Genomic DNA, 15728 nt, shown 5'->3' on the forward strand with positions numbered 1-15728 from the left:
TGACGTCGCCACAGGTCTGCATCAGCGGTGAGCGACCCGCTGTGCGCAGAATTCCGCGCCTGCGGTGGCATCCGCGCGCACCGCATGGCGGTAGGTCCCGGGTGCCTGGCCGCGATCCCGCCGGAATGCTCGGCTGAAGGCGGGCATCGAGGTGTAACCGACTGCGTGCGCGATGGTTTCGAGGGTGTCCTCGGTGTCTCGGAGGCGGATCGCGGCGAGGTTCATTCGCCAGCGGGTCAGGTAGCTGCCGGGGGTTTCGCCTGCGACGGTGCGGAATCGGCGGGCGAGAGTGGTGCGGGAGACCGAGAGTTCGGTCGCCAGGAGGTCGGTGGTCCAGGGTTTGGACGGGGCCTGGTGCAGTTTGGTCACCGCTACACTCACCAGCGGGTCGCTCAGGACTCCCAGCCAGGAACCTTTCTCCTGCAACGGATTGCGGCACATCCAGACTCGGAGGAGTTGGATGAGCAGGATGTCGACCAACCGGTTGAGCACGACCGCGCCGGCGATCTGAGGAACAGCCAGCTCGCGGGCCAGGAGGCGCACGGTGTCGTCCAGGCAGGTGCCGCCGTTGTCCGCGCGGATGTGCACCATCTCCGGTAGCGAGGCCAGGACCTGGGTGGATACCACCGGGTCGTACTCGTAGGAGGCGCCCAGGATGTGCGTGCGGATCTCGCCCTCGCCGATGCGCAGCACACTCGCCTGGGCGCGGGCCTGTTCGGCCGTCGCGCAATCGCAGGAATACGCGACGGTGTCGACATCGCTACCCAAGGTGTGCTCGGACCCGGTCGGCAGCAGCACGACGTCGCCCGGCATCAACTGCTCGGCCTCGAGCCCGGGAACGCGCAGCCACGCCGTGCCCGAGGTGACGGCGTAGAACACCGGGCGACCGATGTGCGGCCAGGAGGTCTTCCAGGTCTCGGCGGCCTCGATCCGTGCACCGGCCGCACCGCGAACTCCGGCGACGGTGAGCACATCGGCGAGTAGATCCATGTATCCGAGGATACCGACGCTCTCGCATCGATGAAACAAATGGATATGATTTAGGCAGTTTTGATCATCGTTTGTAGCGACTCGAGTCCATATGGTGGTGCCATGACAGATGCTATCGACTTCGACGCAATGAATCGCAAGGTCATCGATGAGTTCCGCAGCACCGGCGGTAAGGGCTCGGGCATCTTCGCGGACGTGCCGCTGATCCTGGTGCACCACGTCGGCGCGAAGTCCGGCACCGAGCGGATCGCGCCGCTGGTGTACTTCGGCGAGGGTGAGCGGTTGTTCGTCTTCGGCAGTAAGGGCGGCTCCGACGAGAATCCGGCCTGGTACCACAATCTCGTCGCCAACCCGGAGACGAAGGTGGAGGTCGGCACGGAGACCTTCCCGGTGACCGCGAAGGTACTCAGCGGCGCCGAGCGCGACGAGATCTACGCCAAGCAGTCCGCCGTGCAGCCGCAGTTCGCCGAGTATCAGAGCAAGACGACCCGGGTCATCCCCGTCATCGAACTGGTACGGGCCTGACCGCGGAAGTCTCCTGATCGAAGACCTCGCCCGGTCCGCGGGTGCCGAGACTGTGTCATCGGTCCGTGCTGCGGAGTCCGCGATCGATGAAGCTGATCATCCACTCGTAACTGTCCTGCGGGTCGCCGGTCCAGTGGAACCCGCCGGAGGCTTGCAGGGCGGCGAATCCGTGGAAGGCGCAGCGCAGCGTGCGGACCGCGTGATCCATATCCGCCTCGGGAATTCCATAGCCGCGCAGCACAGCTGCGATCGAATCGATGACGCGCCCACTGGATTCCAGCAGCGGATCACCGGGTCCGGTGAAACCGGCGGCGTTGATCGCGTTGTAGCGGCCCGGATGTGCGGCCACGTAATCGCCGAAGGCGTGCGCGAAGGCGCGTAACGCCTCGGTGCCCGACAGGCCGTGCATCGCGTCGCGAATCAGGATGTCGGCCTGGGACATGGCCAATGTCGCGATATCGTGCTGCAATTCCGCCAGGCTCGCCACGTGCTTGTAGAGCGAAGGTGTTCGCACACTGAGCTTTTCGGCGAGCGACCCCATGCTGAGGTTGGCGAAGCCGATCTCGTCGGCCAGTTCCGCACCCGCGCGCACGACCTCGGCCCGGCTCAGGCCGGCCCTAGGCATGCTGTTGTCCGGCAAGGAATTTCAGGGTCAGCTCGGCCACCTGCTCGGCGGCGTCGGCGTGCGGGTAGTGCCCCGAGCCCTCGAGCATGGCGACCCGGCCCAGTCCGGCGGGCATGAGGGCGACGACCGCATCGGCCTCGGCCTTCGGGGCGGCCCAGTCCGGATCCTCGGTGCCCATGATGATCAGCGCGGGGCTCGACAGGTTCGGCAGCTGCGCGTGCGCGTCGGCGGGGGTGGACTTGCCGGTCTTCATGAACTCGGCGAAACGACCGGGCTCGCGGAGTTTGGCGGTGAGTGTGGCCATGGCCTCGGCGTGGTCGGACGGCTTGTTCGGGTAGGCGACGTCCAGGTAGCTCATCCAGATCCCGAGGCTCTTGAACAGCTGCGTGCCGATCAGCCGCAGTGCGCCGCGCCGGTAGCGCCGCACGGTCAGCAGTGCGCCCAGCGGGAACGTCTGCTTCTTGGTGAACGGGTCGAGTTCGACGATCGCGCTCACCAGTTCGGGAGCCTGAGCTGCGGCGATGGTGGCCGCACCGCCGGAGAGCGAATGTCCGATGATGACCGCCGGGCCACCCAGGTGCCGGATGAGTGCGAGCAGATCTCCCGCGACGTCGGTGCGGGAGATGGCCTCGCTGCCGTCGTGCGAGGTCCAGTTCATGCTGGAGTCGCCGTGTCCGCGCAGATCGGCATTCGCGACGCGATAGCCCGCGTCGACCAGCAAGGGGACCAGGTGGCGGAAGGCGTTGCGGTGATCACCCATGCCGTGCGACAGCACGATCAGCGGGCCCTCGCCCGTCACGTCGTAGGCGATCTGTCCATTGCCGATGGTCAGGTACTCGGTCATGTCAACTCCCGTGGAGCTAGTGGCTAAAGCTGATAGCCATAAAGCTAATCGAATTAGCCGAAGGTGTCAACAGGTCGATCGGATCGCTCGAATCAAGCTGATCGCAGAGGTTCCCGCGGGGCCACGCGACCGGGATGATGTCTGCCGTGCCCGACGATCCCCGCCCGTTAAGCCCGTCCGTGCCGGGTATCCGGCTACTGTTTCCGGCTATGGTCCGTTTGCCTCGTTCGGTGCTTCGCACGCTGGTCACCGTGTTATCCCTGCTCGCGGTACTGTTCGTGGCCGGTTGCGGATCGAATGGGGGCAATTCGTCGGCTAGCCGGGATCTGTGTTCGCCGCCGGGGGAGGCGGCCGCGGCCGCCGCGCCGACGAACCTGGCCGCGGGCGCGTCGGCGGGGGCCGATCGATTCACGACCCAGACGACCGAACCCGTCGAACAGATCGATGTGAACAAGCTGGGCCTGCTGGCGCCGGGCGTGCTGAGTGTGGGCACGCTGTCCGATGCGCCGCCGAGCATCTGCGTGGACTCCAAGGGGCAGTTCACCGGATTCGACAACGAGCTGCTGAAGGCGATCGGCGCGAAACTCGGTCTGCGCGTGCAGTTCTCGGGGACCGAGTTCTCCGGTCTGCTCGCCCAGGTGGCGAATCGGCGGTTCGATGTCGGATCGTCGAGCATCACCACCACCGACGAACGTCGCAAGCTGGTGGATTTCACCAACGGTTACGACTTCGGGTACTTCTCCCTGGTCGTCCCGAACGGCAGTGCGCTGCACGGCTTCTCGGACCTGCACCCGGGCGTGCGGATCGGCGTGGTGCAGGGCACCGTCCAGGACGAGTACGTGGTGAACACGCTGCATCTGGACCCGGTGAAATTCCCGGACTACAACACCGCGTACGCGAATCTGAAGACCGGGCAGATCGATGCCTGGGTGGCGCCCTCGGCGCAGGCTACCGGTGCGGTCAAACCGGGGGATTCGACCTCGATCGTGCAGAACACGTTCAGCCTGGACAATTTCACGGCCTGGGCGGTGCGGCCGGGTAATCAACCGCTGATCGATGCGCTCAACGCCGGGCTGGACGCGGTCATCGCGGATGGCACCTACGCCAAGCTGTACTCCAACTGGGAGCCGCGGCCGTTCCCGCCGGGCTGGAAGCCGGGGTCGAAGGCGGCTCCGGTGCCGCAGCTGCCGGATTTCGCGAAGATCGCCGCGGAACATCACACCACCACGACGGCCCAGGCCGCGCCGAAGTCGACCCTGCGGCAGTTGGGCGATACGTTCTTCGACTGGTCGTTGTACCGCAAGGCATTTCCGGACCTGTTCACAACCGGTTTGCCCAATACGCTGATCCTGGCCTTGGTTTCGGGTGTGCTCGGCACGATCATCGGCATGCTGCTGGCGGTGGCGGGTATTTCCCGGACGCGCTGGTTGCGTTGGCCCGCAAGGATTTACACCGATATCTTCCGGGGTCTTCCCGCCGTGGTGATCATCCTCATCATCGGTCTGGGTGTCGGCCCGGTGGTGAAGAATCTGACCGGCAACAACCCCTACTGGCTCGGCGCGGTCGCGCTGGCGCTGCTGGCCTCGGCCTATATCGGCGAGATCTTCCGGTCCGGGATCCAGTCGGTGGAGGCCGGGCAGATGGAAGCCGCCCGCGCCATCGGATTCGGTTACCGGCAGTCGATGACGCTGGTGGTGATTCCGCAAGGCGTCCGAAGAGTGTTGCCCGCGTTGATGAATCAGTTCATCGCGCTGATCAAGGATTCCTCGCTGATCTACTTCCTCGGCCTGCTGGCCACTCAGCGTGAATTGTTCGCGGTCGGAAGGGATCTCAACGCCCAGACGGGCAATCTGTCCCCGCTGGTCGCCGCGGGTCTGGTGTATCTGCTGTTGACGATTCCGCTGACGCACCTGGTCAACTACATCGACCGGCGGTTGCGCACCGGGCGTGCGGAAAAGGTCGACGGCCCCGTCGAACCGGTCGAGCAGTCCGTCACCACGGAAGGGCGCTGAGCGTGAGCCACCACGGCAACGAGATCGAGGGCACCGGCGGCGAGCAGTCCGGAGCAACCCGGGCCAGTTCCTCGCTCACCGGAACCGACCTGCACCTGACCCTGGGCGGCAACCAGGTGTTGCGCGGCGTCGATATCCACGTCGACGCCGGGAAGACCACCACCGTCATCGGCCCCTCGGGCTCGGGTAAATCCACGCTGCTGCGGGTGCTGAACCGCCTGCACGAACCGGATTCGGGCGATGTGCTGATCGACGGCGTCTCGGTGCTCCGCGAGGATCCGGACCGGTTGCGGCAGCGCATCGGGATGGTGTTCCAGCACTTCAACCTGTTCCCGCACATGAGCGTCCTGGACAACGTCGCACTGGGCCCGCGCAAGCTGCGCGGGCTGTCCCGGGACGCGGCTCGCGAGGTCGCCATGGACCAGTTGGAGACTGTCGGCCTCCTCGCGCGCGCCAACACCCGCCCGGCGAATCTGTCCGGCGGACAACAGCAACGCGTCGCCATCGCCCGCGCCCTGGCGATGAAACCGGAACTCATGCTGTTCGACGAGGCCACCTCGGCCCTGGACCCGGAACTGGTCAAGGGCATCCTGGCACTCATGACGGATCTGGCCTCGGGCGGTATGACGATGATCGTCGTCACGCACGAAATGGGTTTCGCCCGTTCGGTTTCCGACAGCGTCATGTTCATGGATCAGGGGCAGCTGGTCGAATCCGGTTCGCCCGACCGCATATTCGACGATGCGCAAACCCCGCGCCTGAGACAGTTCCTCTCCCAGGTGCTGTGACTGTCGGCCTCGGCTAACTGCCGCTGCTGCTTCCGGAGGACGGCATGTTGGCATAACGGCCGAAATCGCCCTGGGCGCCGCTGTAGACGTTGACGTCCGTGCGGCCCGCGATGCCGGGGATGGTGCCGGAATCGGTTGTCTGCCAGAAGGTCCAGGTGGGCCAGCCGCCGGGGATGTCGGGTTGGGGTTTGCCGCTGTAGTCGGCGATCCACAGCGGGTACTGGGTGAACTGGTTCGAATTCGCCATGGCCGTGCGCCAGAAGCGCGGGTAGGTGTAGACGATCGGCACGCGGCCGGTGAGGGACTGCACCGTGTTGAGGTAGCGGTGCGTCCAGTTGATGAGCGCGGCCGGCGCCAGTCCGCCGGAATTCTCGATATCCAGCACCGGCGGCAGGTCGAGCACGCCGTGCTGACCCAGGACCACCGTGGCGTACAGCGCGGCCTGTGGTTCGGGCGGCAGATTGGGCCGGGCGTAGTGATAGGTGCCGCGTGCGACTCCGGCCGCGCGCATCAGCAGGCTGTCCGGCACGAAGTAGGGGTTGACGTAGTCCAGCCCCTCGGTTGCCTTGAGCATCGCGAAGCTGTTGCCCGAGCCGCGCACGGCGAACCAGTTGATCCACCGGCCGTCCACGTGCTGCCACGACGAGACGTCCGGACCGGTGGGGGCGGCGATGGCCGGACCGGTTGCCGATAGTATGCCGACGGCGGCAAATGCCGATAGCGACAGAAGAGAGCGACGAACCTGGGGATGAGCCGTGATGCGTCGATACATGGTCAAGAGGGTAAGCGGATGTCGCTGTGGAGGCCAGAGACCTGACCGTGTTCTGTGTCAGTGGATTGCCGCAGATGTGCTGTTTTAGGGCAATCTCACTGAAATTGGGAATTCAGCCGAGCCAGTCCAGCACCGAGGCCGCCGTCCAGGACTGCTGCATACTGCCCAGCGGCGCACCGCTGAACGGGTCGTAATACTCGGCGAAACTGCCGTCGGCGGCCTGCCGCAAACCCTCCGCGCGCAGCATGAACGACCGCTCGGCCCAGCCTCGGCGGGCGAAGACCCAGGAGAACAGCCAGCTCATCACCGGCCAGACCGGTCCGCGCCAATATTCGGTGCGGCGGAAATCCTTGGAGACCGGCGAGGTGGACGGCGGCAGGGCGTAGCGCAGATCCGGATGTCCGCAATAGCGTGGTCCCTCGAAGATGCGCAGCAGGTTGCGTTCGGCCTCGCGGGGCAGCCCGCCGCACAGCAGCGGCGCGAACACGGCCAGGGTCTCGGTATTGATCCACGAATCCAGCCGCAGGTCGTAGTCGCGTGCGGCGCCCGAACGCGGATCGGTCGTCGCGATCACGCCCGCGCGGAAATACGACGCCCATTCGTAGAGTTCGCGCACATCGGCGCGGGGCAGCCGGTAGTCCTCACCGATCGCGGCCAGAACTTCACAGGCCAGCACGAAGATCGCGGTGACGAACACGTCCTCCACGGCGAAACTCATCGACGACGCCTCTTGAAAATCGTCGTATCCACATCGGCGCATCTGCTCGACCAGCCACAGATAGCGGTCGTACTCGCGATCGGTCGGGCGTTGGGCCGGATCCACCAGCGTGTTGTCCGCGCGCTCGTACGGCGGCAGATCACCCGGGACGACGTTCTGGTAGGCGCGATCCCAGCGCGGGGAGTTGTCCATTCCGGACTCCCAGCCGTGATAGATCGTGATCCGCCCGTTCTGTTTCGGATCGCGTGAATGGGCCAGCCAGCGGTGCCAGCGCATCAGGTCCGGCCAGCGCCGGTCCAGGAATTCCTCGGCCACCGCGCGGGTGCTGCGCCCGTGGCGGCGCGAATGGTCGAGGATGCGCTGCACCGCGATGGCGTGCACCGGCGGCTGGGTGATCCCGGAGGTGTCCGGTCCGTCGGGCGCGTTGGCCGCGAGCTTGCGGCACTCCCAGCGCGCGGGGCCCGGGAAATATCCATCCACACCGTTGGCGAACACGATGTGCGGGATCATGCCGTTCTTCCACTGTGCCGACAGCAGCGTGTCCAGTTCGACCACGGCACGCTCCACACTCAACGGGGCGAGTCCGACCGCGACGAATGCGGCGTCCCAGCTCCACTGGTGTGGATACAGGCGCGGTGCGGCGCTGGTCATCGTCCCCAGGTCGTTACCGCGTAGCAGGTACGCGGCACGGGCTGCCAGCTGTGTGGGGGTGAAACCAGGCCCGTTCATCCCCCTATTCTGCGACGACACCTTCAGATGTGCGCGCTGCGCACCTCGGACGGGCCGCGGGAGGTCCGTCAGCGGCTCGTGGTCGGCGATGCCGCACCCACTCCGAGTCGATTACGGTGAGCCCATGCCCGACGCCGAGACGCCCACGCCGACCGCTCTGATCACCGGCGCCAGCCGTGGCCTCGGTGCGGCGATCGCCCGCGAACTGGCCCCCACCCATCAGCTGCTGCTGGGCGCGCGCACGGCCGAGGCCCTGGACGGGATCGCGGCGGAACTCCCCGGCAACACCCCGTGGCCGGTGCAGTTGACCGACTACGAGGCCCTCGCCCGCGCCTGCGCCCCGATCGAGCGCCTGGACGTGCTGGTGCACAACGCCGGTGTGGCCGACCTCGGCACCATCGCCGAATCGTCGGTCCAGCAGTGGCGAAACACCTTGGAAGCCAACATCATCGCTGTCTCCGAGTTGACCAGGCTGCTGCTGCCCGCACTGCGTGCCGCCGGAGGCCATGTCGTGCTGATCAATTCGGGCGCGGGCCTGCGCGCCAATCCCGGCTGGGGTGTCTACGCCGCGAGCAAGTTCGCGCTGCGCGCCTTCGGTGACGCCCTACGTCTCGAGGAGCCCGAATTGCGGGTCACCTCAATACATCCCGGCCGCATCGACACCGACATGCAGCGCGACATCGTCGCCGGGGAGGGCCGCGAGTACCGGCCCGGGGAGTTCCTCACCGCGAGCACTGTCGCTCGCACCGTGCGCACCGCGATCGAAACACCTCGCGACGCCCACCCCACCGAAATCGTGCTACGCCCGATCGCCCGCGACACCGAGTAGTCGGGAGTGTCGTCGGGGAGCAAGGGCAGGCTGCCTGCGGTAGATTTCTGAGGTCAGTGGTCTCCGGCACGAAGTGGTTTTCTGCGAATATGAGTTCGACGATGAACCGCAGGCAGTGGTTGACGCTGCTGGCGGCCGGGACAGCTGCAGCACTGTCCGGATGCGACGCGACGCATGGTGCCGCGATCTCCGGTGCTGGGCCGAATCATCTGGTCAAGGGTATGGCGGCGGCTCCATCGTCGACGCCTGTACTCCCGACGACGCGGGCCGCGGTCCCGCTGCTCCCGGCCCCGCCCGGGGGCCCGAAGACACGCCTGTCGCGGCACACCATCACCGCGCTCCCCGGTAAGGGCAACACTCTCGCGCTCACCGTCGACGACGGCGCCGACGCCGAAGTCGTGGGCGCGTACATCAAATTCGCCCAGGACACCGGCGCGCGCTTCACCTTCTTCGTCACCGCCGCCTACAGTTCCTGGACCGTGCACCGTGACGCGTTGCGTCCGCTGGTCGAGTCGGGGCAGATCCAGCTCGGTAACCACACCTGGAACCATCCGGCGCTGACCAAACTCTCCGCCGCCGGCGTGGCCGATCAGCTCGAACGCACGAAAACCTTCCTGCGCAACACCTTCGGCGTAGACGGCACGCCTTTCTACCGTCCGCCGTACGGTTTCCACAACGCGACCGTGGACCGCGTCGCCGCCGAACACGGCTACACGGTGCCCACCCTCTGGTACGGCTCGCTGAGCGACTCCTCGATCGTCACCGAGCAGTACCTGATCGAGATGGCGCACAAGTACTTCAACCCGCAGGCGATCGTCATCGGCCACGCCAACCATCCGGCCGTCACCCATTGCTACAACCAGATGGTGGACGTCATCAAAGAGCGCAAGCTGTCCATGGTGACCTTGAACGACGTCACCCTGCCGCCTGTCTGAGCGGCTACTGCACGCCTGTACCTCAGGCCACGACGTTGACCAGGCGCCCCGGGACGACGATGACCTTGCGCGGAGTCTTGCCGTTCAGGAACTCCAGCAGCTTCTCGTCGGCCAGTGCCACGGTCTCGATCGTTGTCGCGTCGGCATCGGCGGGGACGCTGATCCGGCTGCGGACCTTGCCGTTGACCTGGATGGGGTACTCGACCGAATCCTCCACCAGCAGTGCGGGATCGGCGAGCGGGAACGGGCCGTGGGCCAGAGCTGTGGTGTGGCCCAGGCGTTCCCAGAGTTCCTCGGCGATGTGCGGAGCCATCGGGGCCAGCATCAGGACCAGAGGTTCGACCACCGCACGCGGGGCGCCCTCGGGGTAGTTCTTGGTCAGGAAGTTGGTCAGCTCGATCAGCTTCGCGCCCGCGGTGTTGTCGCGCAGGTTGGCGTAGTCGTCACCGGCTCCGGCGATCGTCTTGTGCAGCAGGCGAAGTGCCTCGGCAGACGGCTCGGCGTCGATGACGCGCAGGTCGCCGGACTCCTCGTCCACCACCAGTCGCCAGATGCGCTGCAGGAAGCGGTGCGCGCCGACGACGTCCTTGGTCGCCCAGGGGCGTGAGGTGTCCAGCGGGCCCATCGACATCTCGTAGAACCGGAAGGTGTCCGCTCCGTACAGATCGCACATCTCGTCGGGTGAGATGGCGTTCTTCAGCGATTTGCCGATCTTGCCGTACTCCTGGAAGACCTCCTCCTCGACGCCGGAGGTGTTGGTCCAGAAGAACTTTCCATCCCGCTCGACGATCTCCGCCGCCGGGACGTACGCGCCACGCGCATCGGTGTAGGCGAACGCCTGGATGTAGCCCTGGTTGAACAGGCGGCGATACGGTTCGACGCCGGTCACATCACCCAGATCGAACAGCACCTTCTGCCAGAACCGCGCGTACAGCAGATGCAGCACAGCGTGTTCCACACCGCCGACGTACAGGTCGACACCGCCCGGATCCTGGTCGCCGTGCTCGATGGGACGCGGTCCCAGCCAGTACTTCTCGTTCTCCGGAGCGCAGAAGGTCTCGGCGTTGGTCGGGTCGGCGTAGCGCAGCTGATACCAGGAACTGCCCGCCCAGTTGGGCATGACGTTGGTGTCGCGGCGGTACTTCTTCGGGCCGTCGCCCAGATCCAGTTCCACGTGCACCCAGTCGGTGGCCTTGGCCAGCGGCGGGGACGGCTCGGAATCGGCGTCGTCCGGATCGAAGGTGACCGGCGCGAAATCCTCGATCTCCGGAAGTGTCACCGGCAGCATGGATTCCGGCAGTGCGTGCGGTGCGCCGTCCTCGTCGTACACGATCGGGAAGGGCTCGCCCCAGTAGCGCTGCCGGGCGAACAGCCAGTCCCGCAGCTTGTACTGGACCTTGCCGCTGCCGTGGCCGTCGGCCTCGAGTTGCTCGATGACCCGCGCCTTGGCGGCCTCGATCTCCAGCCCGTCCAGGTAGCCGGAGTTCACCAGCGCGCCCTCACCGGAGTACGCGGCCTGCGAGATATCGCCGCCCGCAACCACTTCCAGAATCGGCAGGCCGAAGGCGGTGGCGAAATCCCAGTCCCGCGGGTCGTGACCGGGGACGGCCATGATCGCGCCGGTGCCGTAGCCGCTGAGCACGTAGTCGGCGATGAAGATCGGCACCTGCGCGCCGTTCACCGGATTCGTGGCGTACGCGCCCAGGAAGACGCCGGTCTTCTCCTTGTTCTCCTGACGCTCCAGATCCGATTTCGCTGCGATCGACTTGCGATATGCCGCAACGGCTTCGGCCGGATTCGCGGAGTCGCCGAACTGCCAGCGCGGGTCGGCGCCGGACGGCCAGGCGGCGGCGGTCAGGGTGTCGACCAGATCGTGCTCGGGAGCCAGCACCACGTACGTCGCGCCGAACAGCGTGTCGGGCCGGGTGGTGAAAACCTCGATCGTCTCCGCGCCCGCGGTGAACCGCACCTGCGCGCCGCGCGAGCGGCCGATCCAGTTGCGCTGCATGGCCTTGACGTTCTCGGGCCAGTCCAGGTGATCCAGATCGTCCACCAGACGATCGGAGTAGGCGGTGATCCGCATCATCCACTGCCACAGGCGCTTACGGAAAACCGGGAAGTTACCGCGCTCGGAGCGCCCCTCCGCGGTGACCTCCTCGTTGGACAGCACCGTGCCCAGACCCGGGCACCAGTTGACCATCGAATCGGACTGGTACACCAGACGATACGAGTCCACCACGGCGTTGCGCTCGGTCGCGGACAGTTCGGCCCAGACCTTGCCGTCCTCGGGAGTCCTCGCGCCGCTGTCGAATTCGGCGATCAGCTGCTCGATCGGCCGCGCCTTGCCCAGATCCGTGTCGTACCAGGCGTTGTAGATGCGCAGGAAGATCCACTGCGTCCACTTGTAGAACTCCGGATCGGTGGTGGCGAACGAACGCCGCCGGTCGTGCCCCAGACCCAGCCGGTCCAGCTGACCCTGCATGGTCGCTATATTCGATTCGGTGGTCACCCGCGGATGCGCGCCGGTCTGCACCGCGTACTGCTCGGCGGGCAGGCCGAACGCGTCGTACCCCAGCGCGTGCAGCACATTGCGGCCGGTCATGCGGTGGTAGCGGGCGAACACGTCGGTCGCGATATAGCCCAGCGGATGCCCGACGTGCAGTCCCGCACCGGACGGATACGGGAACATGTCCTGGATGAACAGCTTGTCGGCGGGGATCTCACCGCGTAGCGGGCCGACCGGATTGGGCGCGTGGAACGTGCCGCGCTCGTCCCAGGTCCGCTGCCATTTGCGCTCGATACGTCCGGCGAGGTCGGCGTTGTAACGGTGTGCGGGCACCTCGCCGGTGCCGTCGCTGCGTCCACTCACGGCTGCGTCGGTCGGTTCGGTTGCACGAGTGTCCTGCACGATCCTGCCTTCTACTAATCGAGCTCCCCGGATTCAACGTTGCTCATCAGCGTAAAGCGTGCGCACGTCAGCGCCCAAAAAGGGCCCTGGGAAACCTGGGGAAGGGTACATGGTCCGCATCACATCGGGTGGGTCGAGCCGGGTTCGAATCCGGTACGCGAGTACCGTCGTCGGGGTGTTCGTGGTGGCGTTGATCCTGTTCGTGCTGGCGGCGGTGGCCGTCGTCACCGGGGTACTCGGGCTGACCGGCTCCCTGCCCCCCAATCGATACTTCGGCGTGCACACCGAGGAGGCCGTGCGCACCGAGGAGTCGTACCGGCTCGCCAACAAGGTGGCCGCACCCACGTCGATCGGCGCGGGTCTGCTGCTGATCGCGGGCGGTGTGGTCGCGCTGGTGGCCGGGCCGATCGCCGGAATCGCCGCCGCCGTCGTCGCCGCGGCGATCGCGCTGTTCACCCTGGGCGCCGGAGTGAACGCCGCGGGACAGGCCATCGCCCGGCTGGCTCCCGCTGCCGAGGTCGGCAGCTGCGGCAATGCCTGCGGCGCGTGCTCGCTGCGTGATGCCTGCCAGCCCGCGAACTGAGCGCACAGCCTCGATATGAGTTCCTCCGCGCTGACGGTCGGCTTCGACCTGGATATGACGTTGATCGATTCCCGGCCGGGGATCGGCGCCTGCTATCGGGCGCTGTCGGCGCGCACGGGTGTGGCGATCGACTGCGATCTGGTGGTCACCCGGCTGGGTCCGCCGCTCGAGGAGGAGATCGCGAACTGGTTCCCGGCCGACGACGTCGCGGCGATCGCCGAGCTGTATCGCTCGATGTATCCCGAGCACGCCATCGCCGGGACGGTGATGATGCCGGGTGCGCGCCGGGCGGTCGAGGCCGTGCAGGCCGCCGGTGGACGTGCGGTCGTGGTCACCGCGAAGTACGAGCCGAATGCGAAACTGCATCTGCGGCATCTGGGCATTCCCGCCGACGCGGTCGTCGGGAATCTGTGGGCCGAGCGCAAGGCCGAGGCGCTGCGCGAATACGGGGCGGACATCTACGTCGGCGATCACACCGGTGACGTGCGGGGTGCGCGAACCGCGGAGGCGTTGTCGGTCGCGGTGGCCACCGGTCCGTGCAGCGCCGAGGAACTGCGCGAAGCGGGTGCGGATGTGGTGCTGGGCGACCTCACCGAATTCGATGGCTGGCTCGCCGCGCATCTGTCGGGGCGGTAGCGCTGAACCCCCAGGCTCCGGGATCCTGCCCGGGGGTTCGCGGCGACCGTGATCAGCTGGTCTTACGCCGGAACAATGATCGCGACCAGAGGTAGCCGATCACGATGAAACCCGCGCACCACGCGACCGCGATGATGCCGTTGTTCCCGATCGGCGTGCCCATCAGCAGACCACGGATGGTTTCGGTCAGCGGAGTGAACGGCTGATACTCCGCGAACTGCCGCACTCCGGCGGGCATGGTGCCGGTCGGGACCAGACCGCTGCCCAGGAACGGCAGGAACAGGATCGGCATCGGGGTGTTGCTCGCACTCTCCGGATTCGACGCGGCCAGGCCGAAACCCACACCGAGCCAGGACAATCCGAAGATCGTCAGCGCGATCAGGCCGAATGCGAGCACCCATTCCAGCACGGTGGCGTGCGAGCGGAACCCCATCGCCACACCCACGGCGACCATCAGCCCCACACCCAGCAGACCCTGGATCAGGGTGCCGACGACCTGCCCGGTCAGGATCGAGGAGTGATCGATCGGCATGGTCCGGAACCGGTCGACGATGCCCTTGGTCATATCCGAGGCCACCGAAACCGCAATGCCTGCAACGAGATACGCCGGAATCATCAGCATCATTCCCGGCACGATGTAGTCGATGTACTTCGCGCCGCCGGTGGCCTGGCCCAGCGCGCCGCCGAAGACGTAGTTGAACAGCAGTAGCAGGATCACCGGCATCAGGATCACGCCGATCGTCATGCCGGGATATCGCTTGGCGTGCACCAGGTTCCGGCGCAGCATGGTGGTCGAGTCGGCCAGTGGGTAGGTCAGGGTGCTCATCGCGCGGTTTCCTTTTCGGGAGTGGGTTGTCCGGTGAGGGAGAGGAATACGTCGTCCAGGTCGGGGGTGTGCACCGCCAGGCCCCCGGGTTCGATACCGGCCTGGTCGAGCCGATCCAGCACGGTGCGAAGGGATTTCACCGATCCGTCGCTGGGCACCGCGAGGGTCAGTTCGTCGGCGACGCCGCCCAGCAGGTCGGCCGCGACGCCGAGTTCGGCTCGGTCGGTGAAGCTCAGGCGGATGTGCCCGCCGGGTACCAGGCGCTTGAGCTGGTCCGGGGTGCCTTCCGCGACGATGCGGCCGTGGTCCAGAACCGCGATCCGATGCGCGAGATCGTCTGCCTCGTCCAGATATTGGGTGGTCAGGAAGATCGTGACGCCGCCGGCGACGAGTTCGCGGATGATGTCCCACATGGCGCGGCGGCTGCGCGGGTCCAGGCCCGTGGTCGGCTCGTCCAGGAAGATGATGCGCGGTCCGCCGACCAGGGTCATGGCCAGATCCAGCCGGCGGGTCATCCCGCCGGAGTAGCCCGAGGCGGTCTTGTCCGCGGCGTCCACCAGATCGAACTGTTCGAGCAGTCGCTGTGCGATGCGCCGGTTCTCCGCGCGCGGCAGGTGGTACAGATCGCCCATCATCAGCAGGTTCTCCCGGCCGGTGAGCAGATCGTCGACCGCGGAGAACTGCCCGGTGACGCCGATGGTCGTGCGCACCCGGCCCGGATCGGCGGCGACGTCGTGGCCGCCGACCCGCGCCTCGCCGGCATCGGCGCGGATCAGCGTGGACAGGATCTGCACGGTGGTGGTCTTGCCCGCACCGTTGGGGCCGAGCAGGGAGAAGATCGTGCCCTGCGGCACGGTCAGGTCGATTCCGTCGAGCACGATCTGCTCGCCATAGGATTTGCGCAGGCCGGAGACCGAAATGGCCGGTGTGCGAGAGCTGTCGCTCATGATTTCCTCTCATCAACTGATAGGCATGAATGCATGCTTCGAGTGAGCCGTGTCCGCTTCG

Annotated in this window: 15 protein-coding genes; 7 read left to right on the forward strand and 8 right to left on the reverse strand. The window is 66.6% G+C overall.

All coding sequences use genetic code 11. The features are described 5' to 3' along the window. Positions 1-21: 21 nt before the first annotated feature. Positions 22-990, reverse strand: a complete 969-nt coding sequence (locus K7711_RS21180; protein WP_222971145.1) for an AraC family transcriptional regulator — start codon at positions 988-990, stop codon at positions 22-24. Between the two features lie 102 nt (positions 991-1092). Here K7711_RS21180 and K7711_RS21185 point away from each other — a divergent pair, with 102 nt between their 5' ends. After that, complete coding sequence (locus K7711_RS21185) at positions 1093-1515, forward strand: nitroreductase family deazaflavin-dependent oxidoreductase (RefSeq protein WP_222971146.1); 423 nt, start codon at positions 1093-1095, stop codon at positions 1513-1515. Between the two features lie 55 nt (positions 1516-1570). Here the strand turns inward: K7711_RS21185 and K7711_RS21190 are convergent, their stop codons facing one another. Both K7711_RS21190 and K7711_RS21195 read right to left on the reverse strand, forming a co-directional pair. Beyond that, a complete protein-coding gene (locus tag K7711_RS21190) occupies positions 1571-2140 on the reverse strand; it encodes a TetR/AcrR family transcriptional regulator (protein ID WP_222971147.1) in 570 nt (189 codons plus the stop codon). Further along, positions 2133-2984, reverse strand: coding sequence for an alpha/beta fold hydrolase (locus K7711_RS21195; RefSeq protein WP_222971148.1), 852 nt, complete (start codon positions 2982-2984; stop codon positions 2133-2135). Before K7711_RS21195 ends, K7711_RS21190 begins: the two co-directional genes overlap by 8 nt. A gap of 209 nt (positions 2985-3193) precedes the next feature. Here K7711_RS21195 and K7711_RS21200 point away from each other — a divergent pair, with 209 nt between their 5' ends. Further along, positions 3194-4996 (forward strand): ABC transporter substrate-binding protein/permease, encoded by a 1803-nt coding sequence (locus tag K7711_RS21200; RefSeq protein ID WP_222971149.1) that lies wholly within the window; start codon positions 3194-3196, stop codon positions 4994-4996. 23 nt (positions 4997-5019) lie between these two features. After that, positions 5020-5784, forward strand: a complete 765-nt coding sequence (locus K7711_RS21205; protein ID WP_308014875.1) for an amino acid ABC transporter ATP-binding protein — start codon at positions 5020-5022, stop codon at positions 5782-5784. Between the two features lie 13 nt (positions 5785-5797). Here K7711_RS21205 and K7711_RS21210 read toward each other — a convergent pair whose 3' ends face one another. Together K7711_RS21210 and ggh are read right to left on the reverse strand one after the other, a co-directional pair. Beyond that, positions 5798-6556: a glycoside hydrolase family 25 protein gene (locus K7711_RS21210; RefSeq protein ID WP_222971150.1), complete on the reverse strand. Its 759-nt coding sequence runs from the start codon at positions 6554-6556 to the stop codon at positions 5798-5800. A 112-nt stretch (positions 6557-6668) separates the two neighbouring features. Then, positions 6669-8003 (reverse strand): glucosylglycerate hydrolase, encoded by a 1335-nt coding sequence (gene ggh, locus K7711_RS21215; protein WP_040829133.1) that lies wholly within the window; start codon positions 8001-8003, stop codon positions 6669-6671. A gap of 124 nt (positions 8004-8127) precedes the next feature. On the opposite strand from ggh, the gene K7711_RS21220 reads away from it, so the two are divergent. Continuing rightward, positions 8128-8832 (forward strand): SDR family oxidoreductase, encoded by a 705-nt coding sequence (locus tag K7711_RS21220; protein ID WP_222971151.1) that lies wholly within the window; start codon positions 8128-8130, stop codon positions 8830-8832. 89 nt (positions 8833-8921) lie between these two features. Further along, positions 8922-9767, forward strand: a complete 846-nt coding sequence (locus K7711_RS21225) for a polysaccharide deacetylase family protein (RefSeq protein ID WP_235747516.1) — start codon at positions 8922-8924, stop codon at positions 9765-9767. 22 nt (positions 9768-9789) lie between these two features. Here K7711_RS21225 and leuS read toward each other — a convergent pair whose 3' ends face one another. Continuing rightward, the gene (leuS, locus tag K7711_RS21230) at positions 9790-12636 is read right to left on the reverse strand and encodes a leucine--tRNA ligase (protein ID WP_308014859.1); all 2847 of its coding nucleotides are present in this window, start codon (positions 12634-12636) and stop codon (positions 9790-9792) included. Between the two features lie 148 nt (positions 12637-12784). Between leuS and K7711_RS21235 the strand changes: the two genes are divergently transcribed. Further along, positions 12785-13258, forward strand: a complete 474-nt coding sequence (locus K7711_RS21235; protein ID WP_235747517.1) for an SdpI family protein — start codon at positions 12785-12787, stop codon at positions 13256-13258. Positions 13259-13273: 15 nt separating this feature from the next. After that, the gene (locus K7711_RS21240; protein WP_222971153.1) at positions 13274-13894 is read left to right on the forward strand and encodes an HAD family hydrolase; all 621 of its coding nucleotides are present in this window, start codon (positions 13274-13276) and stop codon (positions 13892-13894) included. Positions 13895-13946: 52 nt separating this feature from the next. On the opposite strand, the gene K7711_RS21245 is transcribed toward K7711_RS21240, so the two are convergent. Both K7711_RS21245 and K7711_RS21250 read right to left on the reverse strand, forming a co-directional pair. Beyond that, entirely contained in the window at positions 13947-14720 is a 774-nt protein-coding gene (locus K7711_RS21245; RefSeq protein ID WP_222971154.1) for an ABC transporter permease, read from the reverse strand. Further along, entirely contained in the window at positions 14717-15667 is a 951-nt protein-coding gene (locus K7711_RS21250; protein WP_222971155.1) for an ATP-binding cassette domain-containing protein, read from the reverse strand. Before K7711_RS21250 ends, K7711_RS21245 begins: the two co-directional genes overlap by 4 nt. Positions 15668-15728: the final 61 nt, after the last annotated feature.

Origin of the sequence: Nocardia coffeae, from assembly GCF_019890715.1 — a bacterium.
GTDB lineage: Bacteria > Actinomycetota > Actinomycetes > Mycobacteriales > Mycobacteriaceae > Nocardia > Nocardia jiangxiensis.